Below are 14,969 nucleotides of genomic sequence, written 5' to 3'. Positions count from 1 at the left end.
ACTTAGACTATCCGGAATTGCGGATAGTCTTTTTTTCTTTCAGAATTTCTACGATTTCATTTTGAGAATCGGCTCAATCTTGGTATAATAAATAGATTATGTGATTCAATAATGACGATTGTCGTCCGATTATCGGTGAAGGAGAAATTCATGTCTAATGTAAAAATATTTTCAGACAGCACTTCCGATTTACCTCAGAACTGGAAGGATACTTATAACATCGGCATCGTTCCGCTTTATGTAGTATTTGAAGAAGGAACCTACAAAGATGGTGAAGATATTACACCCGAGGAAGTGTATCGCCGTGTAGCCGCTAGTGGTGTATTGCCCAAAACGGCAGCACCTTCGCCTGCAGATTTCATTGCTGCATTTCAACCCGTAATTAGCAGTGGAAATGATATTGTATATATCAGCCTCTCCTCGTCACTATCCTCTACATATCAGAATGCACTTTTGGCTGCTGGGGAATTTCCTGAGGGGCGTGTACAGGTTATTGATTCACAGACTTTATGTGGAGGCATTGCTCTTCTCGTTATGAAAGCTGTCAGAGCCGCTGAAAAAGGTCTAAGTGCTGTTGAGATTTCAGCTATGCTGGAACGCAGCCGCAGCCTTGTAGAAACTGAATTCGTTGTGGATACGCTAGATTACTTATATATGGGTGGACGCTGTTCAGGTATGCAGAATTTCATCGGTAGCCTGCTCAAAATTCGTCCTGTTCTTAGACTTGTAGACGGCAGCATCGTACCTACTAGTAAAATACGTGGTAAAAAAGAAAAAGCCGTGGAACAAATGCTCCAGAACGCCATGGTTAACGTTGATCGAATGGATAAAGAGCTGCTCATCGTTGTCCATACCTTGGCGGAAGAGGATGCTCGCTATCTGGAGACAGCACTACGAGAAAAAACTCAAGTGAACGAAATTGCTACGCTCCATGCTGGCTGTGTAATTGGCAGCCATTGCGGCCCGCATACTGTAGGACTTATGTATATGCTTCAAGATTAATAATCACACACAAATCTCCGGCCATTACTTCGTAAGTCAATGGACCGGAGATTTGTGTTTACCCCTCTTGATTTGAAGTTAGTTTTAACTCAGCCTCTTCTTTTATGAAGGGTAGCATAAACCGGAACGTTGAACCTATATTCTCTTCGCTTTCTACAAAGATTGTCCCCCCCATCAACTCAACAAGCTGCTTACAAATAGCGAGTCCTAATCCTGTACCGCCATATTTACGGTTGATGGTTGGGTGCAGCTGAGAGAAGGATTGAAACAATAAGTTGAGTTTATTATCGGCAATCCCTACTCCTGTATCGCGTACCGAGAATTCCAGTAAATATTCTTTTGAATCCGAAAGTGGAATGTTCTTAACCGATAGCGTGACGCTTCCATATTCTGTGAATTTCAGAGCATTGCCTACCAGATTGACAATAATCTGCCGCAAACGGATCGGATCGGCTAGTAATGTTGTGGGAACACTCGTATCCGCCCACCACCGTAATGCCAGTTTCTTCTCTTCCGCTTTAGGCGTAAATAAATCAATGATGCCCGCCATCATCTCTCGGAGCTCAAACGATTCGGTTTGCAGTGGCATTTTACCCGCTTCCATCTTGCTGAAATCAAGAATGTCATTCAAGATCTGTAATAGCGTGTAACTACTGCTTCGTAAAATCTCGACATACCCTCGCTGTTCTTCTCCTAGATCCGTTTCAAGTAAAAGATCTGACATGCCAATCATCCCATTCATCGGTGTCCGGATTTCATGACTCATCATCGCTAAGAAATCAGATTTGGCTTGCGCCGCCTGCTCTGCAGATTCCTTAGCGCGAATGATTTCTTTCGCATTCGTGATATCGCTAAAAGCAATAACCGCACCTGCAATCATCCCCCCATCCATAAGAGGAGACACCCGATAATTCACAAAAAAGCTGGTTCCATCCTTACGCCAGAAGATCTCATCATCTTTTCTGCGGATAATACCATCTGCAATTGTAAGACTGATCTGACAGTCAGGAGTTGAATAACGTGAGCCATCACCTTGGATTTGATGAATATATTCCATCAGCTTCATACCAATCAATTCTATAGGCTGGTAGCCCAGCATATCTGCTCCCTCACGGTTAATAAAGAGCGTTCGCCCCATATTATCTAGTACGAATATCCCAGCTGAGACGGAATTCAGAATAAGGTTCGCTCGCTTCTCCTCGACTACAGCGGTAAAAGTTGGTTTGAAGGTTGTCTCCAGTTCACCCTTACCAAATAATTTAGCTTTAAAAGAATCCGCCAATCCATTTAGCCAGTCATGTAACCCTTCCGAATAATGATGATAGTTGCCGTTATCCACTTGAATAATCGCAAATACCCCGACAATTCCCTCATCTATCGTTATAGGAATAAAGTTCCCCCTCACGGCATCCGCTTTGGGGTCATTCACATCTTGTAACTCAAAGCTAGAGGAACTTCCTTGGAGTGCAGCCTCAAAATCAGCTATATCAACAAGGTATATTCTCTTAAGTGCTGTCAGACCTATATCTTGGACCGATGCATCTGCACTGGATTCCAGATAGAACGTACGATTCGTTCCTACGCAGCGACCTTGCCGATCCAAAACAAATATCACATTAGGATGATGGTTGTATAACGATGTATAAGCGCTCTCTTCGGAAAGCAATCGTTTTAGAATGGACGTCCAGTCTTTATCCACAATTCATTTCACCTCAGGCTCTCTCATCCATTATCATTACCCTAAAATGAACGGAAATTATCTCAAATTTTAAATTATTCTATTATGACCATTATAGCAAATTTACTTTATTCAGTCGCAGATAAACACCAAATCCCCCTATAGAATCCAGCCACGATGACTTACACATCGTACTGAGATTCTTAAGAGGGATTTTTGTAACTGTCTTAGGCTATATCTTTATGGTCAATATTACGAATCGCCATATAGGCAATACCTGCTCCTAACAAGCCAAGCGAGATCGACACCGCCGCTAAATTACCTAAGCGAGCTTGATCAAATCCACCAGAAATTAAGGAAGTAACCAACACAGCAGACACGATGGTAGCAGGGACTGATTTTTTCTTCATCCCAAAGTACAATGGAATTAGAGCGATACCCGCTGCATAAAATGCGTTTGCGCCTAACTTGATCAACTCTGAACTGATCATTGAAAGGTCTAACTCACCCGGAATAAGCCCTACAAAAGAATTGAATCCTATTAGGATGGCGCCAACCACAATGTCAGACACGATGATGGCAACAAATGTGAAGGCGAACACTATCAATATTTTCGCGGTCATTAGCTTTTTGCGTGAGATAGGATACATGAAGAGAAGAGTGATGGTGTTGTTCTTGTACTCATCAATCACCAGCTTGCTAATAATAACCGAAGCGAAAATAATATAAGCAGCCTTCACAAAAACGAACACACCCTCAAACATATCTGCATACGAAGCGAACGACGGTTCACTCTCATTTCGATCAACGAATAACACCATAATCATAAAAGCAAGAATAGCAAGATTGACGATTGATGCACCTGTAAGAAGCGTTTTTAGCTTATTCTTCCGAATCTCCAAGGATATTAATTTAAGCAACGCCCTCACCCCCGATCAGTTGTAAAAAATAATCTTCCAGTGTATGTTGTTTCTTGCTGATGCTCTCAATTTCCACATCTGCCAGCACTAGCGCCTTATTCAGATCACGTTGTGAAATTCCACCGTCATATATTCTTACTGTAATATGATCCAGCACTTTGAAATTATTGAGGCCAAGCTTATGCTCCAACACGTACACTGCTTTGTTAATCTCATTCGTAACCACTTCGATATATTCTGTATTTTGACCGCGAATGGAATCCATCGCCACTTCTTCTACCAGTGCACCTTCCCGGATCACACCGATAGTATCAGCAATCTGTTCGATTTCTCCCAAAATGTGGCTAGATACGAGTAACGTCATCCCATATTCACGACTAAGCATCCGGAACACTTCACGCATCTCTTTGATTCCCACGGGGTCTAATCCATTAATCGGCTCATCCAGAATGAGTAGCTCAGGTTTCGTCATGAAGGCTCTGGCAATACCAAGCCGCTGCTTCATCCCAAGCGAAAATTGCTTCACCGGCTTTTTATCGATACCCGTAAGCTTTACCAGCTCCAGTGCTTCACCAATCGCTTGCGGATCATAATAGCCCATGTATTCTCCATGCAGGATCAGATTTTCTTTGGCTGTCAGCTTATCATAGAACACTGGATATTCAATGATGCAGCCCATCCGTTTGAGCATTTCATAAGAATGATTTGTCATTTTTTCATTAAAAAATTCAATCTCGCCACTCGTAGGTTTAACGAGGTTCGTGATCATTTTCATGACCGTTGTTTTGCCGGCACCGTTCGGTCCAAGAAAGCCATAGATTTCACCTTGTTTAATATTCATGTTTACATTGCTAACGGCTTCTTTGCCTTGATAGTTTTTTGTTAAATTTCTTGTTCGAAGTATCGTAGTCATTTCCGCGCTCCCCTTTGTTTTCGTCTCGTCTTCCTTAGTTCTTATTGTACACAGCAGAATTTTCTTTTTTATTACTCGATTCTTACAAAAATCTTAAGCTGTACACAATTTCATTCTTTAGAAGCTTAATCTACGAAAAGAAAGGGTAAATACCGTTCTCACAAACGGTTGACTAACCAGTGTAATGGTTCCATTCATCTGCTCCGTTAATCTTTTGGTGATGGTCAGACCCAGACCGCTGCCTTGATACGATCGATTTCTCGAATCCTCCAGTGTATATAGCCGTTCGAATACTTTATCCTGGTGTGCTTCGCTAATGCCTTTTCCCCGGTCCCAAACATCTATGTATACTTTGTTCTTATCACTATAGAGTTTCAAGCCTAATACACCTCCGGCATCGCCATAAGCAATCGCATTCGATAACAAATTGGACAAGATCCGGTCAAGCGCCTCTTCGTTCCCCATGAAATAAAGTAACTCATCAGGGATCTCTATTTCCACCTCACTGCCCTTGGCGCTAAGGATATCATAGAAGGAAAGAATATTTCGTCTGCATACTTCGCCTGCTTCAACACGTGTAAGATTGATTTCTCGATCCCCCGATTCCAGCTTGGCCAAATCAAAGAACTTATTCATCAGACGGATCACTTCATTCGCTTTTTGGTGAATCGTATCCATCATGCGTTCCCGTTCCTCGGCTGGCATATGCTCATCCTGCTGAATCGTTTCAATATAACCGAGTACTACCGTTAGCGGAGTCTTAAGATCGTGGGAAATATTCGACAGCATATTACGCATGGACTTCTCCAGCTTCACGCGCTCAATGCTTCCTTTATGGTTAACATCGAGCAGCCGGTTTAGATCGATCAGCACACTTTGCAGCTCCACATTACTGCTGAATAACAGCAGTCTTTCATGTGAACCTTCAGCCATGATGCTGCTTAGCTTGTCATGAATATATTTCAGATCACTTGAAGCTTTGCGCGAATTCTGATATTGCCATCCAATGACGACGAGCAGGAGTACAATGACCACACTAAGCGCCATGCTCATTATAGCTGCTCTCCCAGCTTATACCCGATCCCCCATAACGTCTTGATGAACTCTGGATGGGAGGGATCATCTTCTATTTTTTCGCGTAATCTTCTCATATGTACATTAATAACGTTCTCATCCCCGAAATAATCATCTGCCCACACGCTTGCATAAATCTGCGCTTTGGTGAAGACTCTACCCGGATGCGTGACAAACAACTTAAGTATATGAAATTCCTTAGATGTTAACTTCACTTCTTCCCCGTTCTTTAGTGCAGAGAAATTATCCAAGTCCACGGTCAGGTCACCAATGGAAATCTTTTGCTTCAACGGAATCAAAACTTCCGCTTGGATGGTGGGTGTAGCATAACCCGCTCTTCGTATCGCAGCCTTCACTCTTGCAGCTAATTCGATCATCGAAAATGGCTTGGTTATATAATCATCCGCTCCAAAGCCAAGTCCAAGTGCTTTATCCACATCGCTGTCCTTGGCTGACATGATCAACACCGGAACTAGACTTGTCGCACGGATCGTCTGGAGAATATCAGTACCGCTGCGCTTGGGCAGCATGAGATCTAATAATACAAGATCAAAAGGATTACTAGTACGGAATGTCATTTCCGCTACTTCACCATCAAACGCCGTTTCCACTTCATAGCCCTCTTTTACTAAATAGGACTTAACCATTTCACTAATTGCTTCGTCATCTTCAATTAACAATATTCGGTGCATAAATGCTGCCTCCAATGATCTGAGAATAAAAATTAGTTAAAAACTTAAGGTATTTCTTTAAGGTAAACGTGACTGCGGTGAATGTTTGGACTTCCGGTCGCTGTTGTCCCCAGATTTCTTGATTATATACCGTGTTTCACGGTTGAAATCCGGTGACGGCCCATGCTTCCGAAGCGAGCTTTCCTACGGAAAGCTTTCAGGCGAACGCTATCGCTCCTGCAGTTCCAAACTTCCCCTCCGCCACTCCGTTCCCTTTTTCAAAGTTTCAAAATTCAATTTATATAGTGTAATTATTCGTAATGCCCCTTAACTTCAGGCAGTTGTTTGTAAATGCTTCCGGCCTGTACGATCTTAATGATCGCTTGAGCCAATTCAGTCATTTGACCATCATCCTCAGTATTCTGGCATTCTGTCCACTGATAATGACGCTCTCCACTATTAATCTGAACCGTTAAATCGTAACTTACAGCAGGTTTTCGATTACACTCTGTAGATACTTCTTTTTCATCTAAATAATTCGCCAGAACCATTTCTTTATAGATTTGTCCACGTTCCTGTTCAGTAAGCACAAAATCGTTAACACTGGCAACTTCCCCATTCTGGAGATCTTTCACTAGCTTCATATCAATGGTGTTGATCTCATTCTTTAAGTTCACGCCATACTTTAAAACAAACTCAAACTTATCTTGTTTCGTTACGTCAAAAGAAATCTGGAGCAGTTCGATCTTTGCTTGTTCGCCCTCGCAGCCCGTTAAGGTATACGACAGAAGTTTATCCGTTTCGTTTCTAACAAGGTTCTGACAAGTGTATGTGGTTACTTGGGGACTACCAAACGTATCTTCAGAATTATCATGCCGCATTTCAATCCCTTGGTCAGTATATTTCAAGTCATTAAAGATCGGATCACCTTCAATTGTGTAATGAACCACACGCTGTGTACCCGTTTTATTTTGGATAAAGTCATCCAGCTTCTCAAGATTCTTAACAATCATTCCATGGCTGTTTATCACATCTTCTTGTTCATTAATGGTTGTAGTAAACTTGTCTTCTCCATTAGATAGCTGATTAAAGCAACCGGTTATTACAAGTGCTATAAAAAGAAGAAGAATTCCGCTCGATCTCATCGACCATAACCTCCTTAAACACTCCATAAGTAGATTCATTTGTTAAAGTATACCAATAATTACGGGGGCTGGGTATCCCTTAAGGGGGTATCAGAAGATTGAGTGATTGATAGAAATTCAAACTAGATAGCAAAAAAGCCGATTGGAAAACCAATCAGCTGTGCTCCAGTGTAAGACTCAAATTAACTTCTGCAGATCGTCTCCAAAATGGGTTATCGAATGAGCTGTAACAGCTCAGCTGGATCAGACACATACTGAGGATTAAAGTCATTCGATTTCATGTAAGTGATGATACTGGAAAGAAACTGTCTTCCTTCTGGCACCTCACAAACCTTCTCAGCATCTATCGCACTTATAAGTAGCTTCCCCTTGCCAACACGACATTCGAAGAGTAAACCTAATTTATGATTTCGTTCAAAATTATCGATCGATTGAACGATTGGACTCCAGTCTTTACTCACACCATCCATAATAATCGACTTAGCATTCGATACGATGTTCCACCAAGGATACGTGGAGAATTCATCGGATGGGAAATTTGCGAACACCGGATGATCCTTAGCAATCACTAATCCCATTGTTCCAACTGGCACCGGGCGGTTCATGCTTTCAGATATGGAGCGAAACATGGGGTAACACCAAAAATCAGTACAATAATAACCTTCAATTGCATTAGATAAATGCTCCAGTTTCGGCATCAATAATACATTCTCACCCGCCTCCAGTAAGGACAGCGCTTGACTCGTAAGCGAATCAAAATGATGAATATCTGAAAAATCCACATCTACTTGCTTCGGATAAATCCAAAGTGGATAGGTTTTACGAACATCCGTCCCTACGATGCTGAGATTCAAATTCACCTTACACATCTTATTAACGCGCGGCAAACTGATGTTCAGATCACATAAATCCAAATAATTTGACTTGCTTGAAACAGTCACAGTTACTGACCCGTCTGACCATACTTCACTCTCATAAGCCAGCTCCCACTTTAAATCGAACTGCTTAGGAGGATCATTGCGGAACCAGGACAGCTCAACATGCGCATGAAATTGTTCTTCAGCTACACAATTATAGCTTGAGAACCTAGCCATAAGGACAGCATCGTTACAGAAGGTACGCCATTCGTCAGGTTCGATTAATCCTTTTGAATCCATAAATGCATCTAACATGCCTACCAACGCTGTTCCTTGTCCACTGAAATCTTGAAGATCTAAAAGTTGGAATCCAGCGAGTTTCTTCGAACGAAATGCTGCTTCGAGCTCCTCTTTATAGCAAGCAACCGCCAGCTGGCCAGAGCATTCAAAGAATTTAGCTGCCAAATGTCCCATACCTTTCTCTTCTAACCGCTCACGAAAAATCTCGAAGTTTTTTGCCTTCAACGATCCTGTATATTTCTGAATTTCATCAAAATTAGGGAAGGTCGCATATTGTCCAATCTCATGAGAGATAACAGGTATCTCAGGAATCCATTCTTCCTTTATATCATCAACCTTCACATCTTTTGCTTCTGTTCCATACTGAATTTGAATGGTATCGCCAGCCTCATTGGATTCGATGTTGCTAACCTCCAGATTCGCAGGGCTAATCATTTCATCATAATCCCAAAGTGTATTTGGTACTAAGGTCTGAACATTCCCCAGCGGTGCATCGCACATGGCATAGGAACCCCGAATCAGCCTCTCCTTTGAGAACCGAACTCCGCAGAAGAAATCATCATGCTCCAATATTTCCGGAATAAATTGATGATTATTCGAACCTTGCGTGTACAATCTTCTATTATCGAATGACTTATAAGCCTTCAATATAGCATCTATCGTAGACCTGCTTCCCCATAGCTCATTGCCTAGCGACATCATGACAAAAGATGGATGATTCCCAAACGCTTTTAGAATAGCATATCCTTCTTGGATTAAATATTCCTGTTCTGCAGGATTATGCCCTTCATCTGACGCCTCTGTGATCGTCCCCCAGAACGGCAGCTCTGGCTCCATGTATATGCCAAGCATATCTGCTGCTGTAAAAGCTGCTTCTGGAGGACAGCAAGTATGAAAACGATAATGATTAATACCATATGATTTAGCAATGCTAAGAACGCTGATCCAGTCCTCCAAATCGGTTGGAGCAAAACCTGTAAGCGGAAAGATAAGTCCATCGTGCTTGCCACGGAGAAAGGTTTTCTCCCCATTAATAGTGAATTTATCCCCTTCCGCTTTAAATTCCCGGAGTCCGAAAGTGATCTCTTGTCGGTCAAGAACCTCACCTGATTCTCCCTGTAATACAACCATTAATTGATAAAGATTCGGTTCCGCCTCACTCCACAGCATTGCGGCTGGACCCATATCATACGTAATAGAAACCTTTGAATCGAGCATGTCATATACTTGTTCAGCTGCATCATGTTTATTGGCAGAGTTCAGGCTTGAGGCGGAAACGAATAATTTCCCTTTGACCTCACCCATCATATCGGCAATAACTTCTATGGATCGTGCCGAGATATTCGGGTAAATTTGAATACCACTGAGATAAGATTCGCTAAAGAACTGCAACTCCATTCTCCCTGTAATTCCGTTCCAATTGGTCTGTGTATCCGGAGAGGTCATATGCCCACCTTTCGTCGGATAATCGGTATTATTCACACAGATCGTAAGGGTCTGCGGTCCACAAGATAGATGTCCTGTCAGATCATAAAGATGTGGAGCATTCAGACTATGACTTGATCCAATTTGCACATCATTTATCCACACTCTCGTCATTCTTGTCCGCTCTAAATAAAGAAAACAGTTTTTCTCTACTAGCTTCATAGGAATATCAATCTCTCTTGAAAACCAAGCGTATCCTTCAAATAAATATTCATCGGTCAATGATTCTACGAGAGCGCTTACGTTTTTAGGACCTTTTCTAGCATATGAGGTCGTACCAGGTAAATCCATAGAATCAATAAACGGTAAAGTTAACCCTTCTTTTCTACCATCCAATTGCAACTTCCATTCACCAGCAAGATTTATATTTGTTAGCAAAAAAATCACTCCTTGTAATAATAATCTCTAAACCGTATATGAAATAATCTAAGTATTCTATCATTTGGGCACCCCCAAAGTAAAGAATTAATAGGGTCATAGCATAGCTTAATTTTAGATTTACTAAATCGTTAATCAATAATAACAATTATCCCCTAACAAAATAACCAGTCACCGAAAATTGATCGGTAACTGGTTATTTTATAGTCTCATTTAACAACGATTCCAGAGAATGATCGGATGCTCATAATGCATGACCATGAGGCGAAGAGCCTCGATTATTACGTCATTGTAATTCAGCAGAATCCAGGAAGTAGGTGATATCGTAGTTGCCTTTCCCGAGCCAATAGGACCCTGGTCCGAACGTGATGATGAAGGTTGTTTGGTGAACTGGTAATTGAATGCGGTCTTTGAAGTTGTCTATCTTGGCTTGTGCTTCTGGAACAAAATAATCTGCAATCTTGGCATCCGAAAAATAACCCAATGCACGGTTCTCTGTAATATTCTCTTTAAAGTACGTACGAAGCTCTTCGCTTGTCTTCATAAAGCTATCGGTGCCGATAAAAACCGTCTTATGCCCTTTTTGTTCCAATACATCTATCAGCCTGGCTAGAACATGCTGATATTGGGCATCGTGCGTACCGTCAATAGCAACGTGAATAACACTAGTGGTATTCAGCGCTGCTTGTTGAAGTAGAGGGGACAATATTGCCTCAAAACCTAGCTGTACTCCGTCTTTTGCATAAGGCTTAACTGTATCTGGTTTCATTTGTTGAATGAACCGAATGGGGTTTATAGGTCTATTTTCGAACATAGTTGTCACTCCTCTACAGTTGTATGCGTTCTAACCCGCTCATGGTAACTATACCTTAGGGCAATATGCCTGATTCTAATGCCTTCCACACAAGCTGTGCGAACTGGCTGTTCGACCAAGCGAACCATTCACGAGTAAAGCTAGTTGGATCATTAACATCAAAGCCTTCATGCATAAACCCAGTACCCGCATCAGTCGATTCACAGATTTCAATCATCTCAAGAATCTCTTGCGGATCAACTGCCGTTAAACCCTGCATCGTGTAAGCAAGATGCCATACGAATCCTGCGCTTGTATGCGGACTGCCAATGCCGCTCAGCTTCTCCCCTTTGAAAAAATAGGGATTATCCTCACTCAAAGCAAATTTGCGGGTATTCAAATATACCGGATCGTCTGGCGCACAGTAACCTAGATAAGGCGCTGACATCAAACTAGGAGTACCTGCATCGTCCATCAGTAAATGGTTACCGAACCCATCCGTTTCGAACGCGTACATTTTGCCGTATTTGGAATGGTCAATAATTCCATAAAGCTCAATGGCATACCGGATTTCTTCTTCCATGGCCGACATTCGGGCTACGAGATTTGAATCTCTATATACATATTGAGCAATTTCCTGCAATTGTCGAAGCGTTACAGCAGCGAACATATTCGATGGAATATTGAAGTGAAAGTCACACGCATCGTCGCTTGGGCGGAAGCCTGACCAGATCAGTCCAACATTATTTACCGGCATCCCCAAACCGTTCTTACGTAAAGTATCTATCATGATGCCGTTGTGACGTTGAAAGCGGTAGGTTGACTGCTCCTTGTGCTCCTGTTCAATCTGCCATACATTCAACATCTTCAGTAGTGATGTTCGAAATACTTCATCAAAAATCCCGGTACGCCCGGTTTCCTTCCAATAGAGATATGCCAAGCGGAAGGAGAAGCACATGGAATCCAGCTCAAATTTACGCTCCCATACCCAAGGCGAACTGTCTGTCACATCCGTTGCATTCCAGTGCCAATCATTTGCAGACTCGTTAAAGGCATTCGCATAGGGATCGATCTGAATATAGAACATATGACGGCGTATTAAGCCTTCTAGAATCCGCCTAAGCTCAGCATCTTCCTTAGCAAAAGGAACATAGTGAATTACCTGCTCAACGGAATCACGCAGCCACATCGCCGGAATATCTCCAGTTAACACAAATGTTGTTCCGTCATCCAGCAGCTTAGTAGTTGTTTCTAATGTATTCGGAAAACAATTTTGGAACAATTGACGAAGCTTCGGACGATCAGCCAGACGTTCACTAGTGTCCTTCATTACTTGTTGAACAGCCTGAGGCAGAGGAAACTTCTTAATTTCAATAGTAGGCAAACGATGCTCTTTCATGATTGACAACCCTCCAGTGATAACTAACTCAAGCTACGAGGAACAACCTCCAAGCTTGTTGAAATGGTGGCGCTTACATTTGATCCTATCATGATCTCAAATTTGCCGGGCTCAACCATCCATTGCAAATCAGGGCCGACAAACTGCAGTTCCTGCGGAGTAATATGAAATTGAACCCTGCGCTTCTCACCAGGCTCAATATAAATCTTCTGAAATCCTTTTAGCTCTCGCTCCGGGCGTGTAATCATGCTGGTGCAATCTTTTATATATAGTTGAACCACCTCATGACCGGCTACATCGCCAATATTCGTTACCTCCACGGATACAGTGCAACAATCATCCAACTCTATTTGCGGTTGATCCAAGCGAATATGATCGTATTGATAACTTGTATAGCTAAGGCCATAACCGAATACATATTGTGGATGAAAGTCCACCTCAAGATAGCGGTAACCTCGGGAGCGCTTCTTATTATAGTAAACTGGCAATTGCCCTAGATGCTTCGGAATGGACAACGTAAGCCGACCGGATGGGTTATAATCTCCGAATAAAATATCAGCAATTGCATGCCCTCCCATCTGTCCCGGATACCAAGCCTCCAAAATAGCATCCGCATGCTCATCTACCCAAGGCTCGACAATGGGCCGACCGTTGATATAAACAACAATCAGTTTTTTGTTCAAGCTGTGCAGCTCCTGCAGCAGCTCAAGCTGTACACCGCATAAGTTCAGCTCTGCACGATCGAAACCTTCTCCACATTCCATATCACTAAGACTAAATTGATCCGTAATGACGGCAGCCCCTGTCTTCAAATCAATCGTGCCTTCACCGAAATCACGTGCACTTGATCCCCCGACAACTGCAATAATGGTATCCGCTGCTGACGCCACCTCCATTGCCAACTTAAAGCCTGCTTTCGATGGATCTTTCACGCGGCAGCCCGGGGCATACAGCACTTCGCTATGTCCTGCACATTTAGCACGTACCCCGTCCAACACGGTAACGATATGATGACGCTCCTGTGGTGAGGTATAGTCACCCAATTGATTGTATATATTGTTGGCGTTCGGTCCAATAACGGCAATTTTACCAAGTGACGGAGAAAGCGGTAGAGCCTGTGCATGATTCTTCAAAAGAATGATACCTTCACGCGCAGCTTGTCGCGCCATATCTAAATGCGATTGTTGTCCAACGACCCGCTGTGCTGTAGCCGGATCAACAAATGGACGTTCAAACAATCCTAATTCGAACTTCACATGCAGAATCCGTTCAACTGCGAGATCAATATCGGTGATGTTAATCAGCTGTTGCCGCAATGCGCTTATCAGACATCTGCCAAAGGTTTCACCTGACATCTCCATATCCACACCAGCTTTAAGTGCAAGACTCGCCGCCTCTTCTTCGGTCTCACAAATCTGGTGACCGTGTTTAAGCTGGCTGATCGCACCACAATCCGTAATGACGAAGCCATCAAAGCCCCATTGCTCACGAAGCACCTCTGTTAATAACTCTTTACTCGAAGTACACGGAGCGCCGTCAATCTCATTGTAAGCGGTCATAACAGATTTAGCCCCAGCTTCAATTGCCTTCTGGAATGGCAGCAAATCCTTCTCCATTAACTCGCGTTTTCCCATCCGTACGGTGTCAGCATTACGACCACCATCCGAGCTGCCATACGCGACGAAATGCTTTAATGTTGCCAGGATCGTATGGTCTGTATTTAATGAATCACCTTGTAAGCCCCTCACTGCAGCAACTGCCATTTCACTATTTAAAAATGGATCTTCTCCAAAGCATTCTTCTGTTCGGCCCCAACGCGGATCACGTACAATATCTAACACTGGGGAGTAGGTTGCTGCCCCTCCTTGAGCGCGAGTCTCCGCAGCCACTGCTTGGCAGATCTGCCGGAATAATTCCCTATTCCATGTACTTCCGATAGCCAGCGGTACGGGAAAGACGGTGTTGCCAATCGCCATGTGACCATGAGAGCATTCCTCGCCCAGCAGAATCGGAATACCCAGACGTGTATGCTCAATCGCATATTGCTGGATCAGATTCGTTACTTCTGCGCCTTCCAAAGGTGACAACCCAGTTTCCAATGTTACCTCTGTCCAAGGATCTGCACGCAGCACACCATACAAAGAACCCACGCCACCGTTAGCAATTGCTTCCTTAAATACTTCTGTCAATTGAATCTTGCCTTCTGATTTCTCATACGCCTTCCAGCCAAAGGGCTGGAGGAGCTGCCCGATCTTCTCCTCCAGCGTCATTTGAGCCAATAAATCTATAGCACGCTCATGAATCGGCAAGGATGAATCTTTATATCTCATAGCTTACAATTCCTCCCGTTCACA

General features: G+C 43.0%; 11 protein-coding genes. 1 reads left to right on the top strand and 10 read right to left on the bottom strand.

From position 1 onward, the window contains the following. Positions 1 to 150 precede the first annotated feature (150 nt). Positions 151 to 1,002, top strand: a complete 852-nt coding sequence (locus tag ACN6MV_RS09090) for a DegV family protein (RefSeq protein ID WP_375102402.1) — start codon at positions 151 to 153, stop codon at positions 1,000 to 1,002. Positions 1,003 to 1,060: 58 nt separating this feature from the next. Here ACN6MV_RS09090 and ACN6MV_RS09085 read toward each other — a convergent pair whose 3' ends face one another. The 10 genes from ACN6MV_RS09085 to ACN6MV_RS09040 form a co-directional block, all read right to left on the bottom strand. After that, positions 1,061 to 2,701: a PAS domain-containing sensor histidine kinase gene (locus ACN6MV_RS09085; RefSeq protein ID WP_375102401.1), complete on the bottom strand. Its 1,641-nt coding sequence runs from the start codon at positions 2,699 to 2,701 to the stop codon at positions 1,061 to 1,063. Between the two features lie 206 nt (positions 2,702 to 2,907). Then, positions 2,908 to 3,609, bottom strand: coding sequence for an ABC transporter permease (locus tag ACN6MV_RS09080; protein ID WP_231574101.1), 702 nt, complete (start codon positions 3,607 to 3,609; stop codon positions 2,908 to 2,910). Beyond that, positions 3,593 to 4,513 (bottom strand): ABC transporter ATP-binding protein, encoded by a 921-nt coding sequence (locus ACN6MV_RS09075; protein ID WP_076117507.1) that lies wholly within the window; start codon positions 4,511 to 4,513, stop codon positions 3,593 to 3,595. The genes ACN6MV_RS09080 and ACN6MV_RS09075 overlap by 17 nt, the downstream gene beginning before the upstream one ends. Positions 4,514 to 4,630: 117 nt before the next feature. Further along, on the bottom strand, positions 4,631 to 5,566 hold the full coding sequence (locus ACN6MV_RS09070; RefSeq protein ID WP_339290017.1) for a sensor histidine kinase: 936 nt from the start codon (positions 5,564 to 5,566) through the stop codon (positions 4,631 to 4,633). After that, entirely contained in the window at positions 5,566 to 6,279 is a 714-nt protein-coding gene (locus ACN6MV_RS09065) for a response regulator transcription factor (protein WP_419886189.1), read from the bottom strand. The genes ACN6MV_RS09070 and ACN6MV_RS09065 overlap by 1 nt, the downstream gene beginning before the upstream one ends. A gap of 290 nt (positions 6,280 to 6,569) precedes the next feature. Next, entirely contained in the window at positions 6,570 to 7,403 is an 834-nt protein-coding gene (locus ACN6MV_RS09060) for a DUF4362 domain-containing protein (protein WP_042125803.1), read from the bottom strand. Between the two features lie 212 nt (positions 7,404 to 7,615). Continuing rightward, on the bottom strand, positions 7,616 to 10,432 hold the full coding sequence (locus ACN6MV_RS09055) for a glycoside hydrolase family 2 TIM barrel-domain containing protein (protein WP_419886188.1): 2,817 nt from the start codon (positions 10,430 to 10,432) through the stop codon (positions 7,616 to 7,618). A gap of 277 nt (positions 10,433 to 10,709) precedes the next feature. After that, complete coding sequence (locus ACN6MV_RS09050) at positions 10,710 to 11,237, bottom strand: hypothetical protein (RefSeq protein ID WP_419886187.1); 528 nt, start codon at positions 11,235 to 11,237, stop codon at positions 10,710 to 10,712. 55 nt (positions 11,238 to 11,292) lie between these two features. Then, entirely contained in the window at positions 11,293 to 12,615 is a 1,323-nt protein-coding gene (locus ACN6MV_RS09045; RefSeq protein ID WP_419886186.1) for a glycoside hydrolase family 125 protein, read from the bottom strand. Between the two features lie 23 nt (positions 12,616 to 12,638). Beyond that, positions 12,639 to 14,945, bottom strand: coding sequence for a glycoside hydrolase family 3 N-terminal domain-containing protein (locus tag ACN6MV_RS09040; protein WP_419886185.1), 2,307 nt, complete (start codon positions 14,943 to 14,945; stop codon positions 12,639 to 12,641). Positions 14,946 to 14,969 lie beyond the last annotated feature (24 nt).

It is taken from the genome of Paenibacillus sp. B-A-8 (assembly GCF_048572915.1).
Lineage (GTDB): Bacteria > Bacillota > Bacilli > Paenibacillales > Paenibacillaceae > Paenibacillus_AQ.
Note: the sequence above shows the minus strand (reverse complement) of the source record. Positions and strands in the feature narration are given on the sequence as shown.

Coding starts and splice junctions, on each gene's coding strand:
- ACN6MV_RS09090 (WP_375102402.1), top strand. CDS start 151: ATGTCTAATGTAAAAATATTTTCAGACAGCACTTCCGATTTACCTCAG.
- ACN6MV_RS09075 (WP_076117507.1), bottom strand. CDS start 4,513: ATGACTACGATACTTCGAACAAGAAATTTAACAAAAAACTATCAAGGC.
- ACN6MV_RS09070 (WP_339290017.1), bottom strand. CDS start 5,566: ATGAGCATGGCGCTTAGTGTGGTCATTGTACTCCTGCTCGTCGTCATT.
- ACN6MV_RS09065 (WP_419886189.1), bottom strand. CDS start 6,279: ATGCACCGAATATTGTTAATTGAAGATGACGAAGCAATTAGTGAAATG.
- ACN6MV_RS09060 (WP_042125803.1), bottom strand. CDS start 7,403: ATGAGATCGAGCGGAATTCTTCTTCTTTTTATAGCACTTGTAATAACC.
- ACN6MV_RS09050 (WP_419886187.1), bottom strand. CDS start 11,237: ATGTTCGAAAATAGACCTATAAACCCCATTCGGTTCATTCAACAAATG.
- ACN6MV_RS09045 (WP_419886186.1), bottom strand. CDS start 12,615: ATGAAAGAGCATCGTTTGCCTACTATTGAAATTAAGAAGTTTCCTCTG.
- ACN6MV_RS09040 (WP_419886185.1), bottom strand. CDS start 14,945: ATGAGATATAAAGATTCATCCTTGCCGATTCATGAGCGTGCTATAGAT.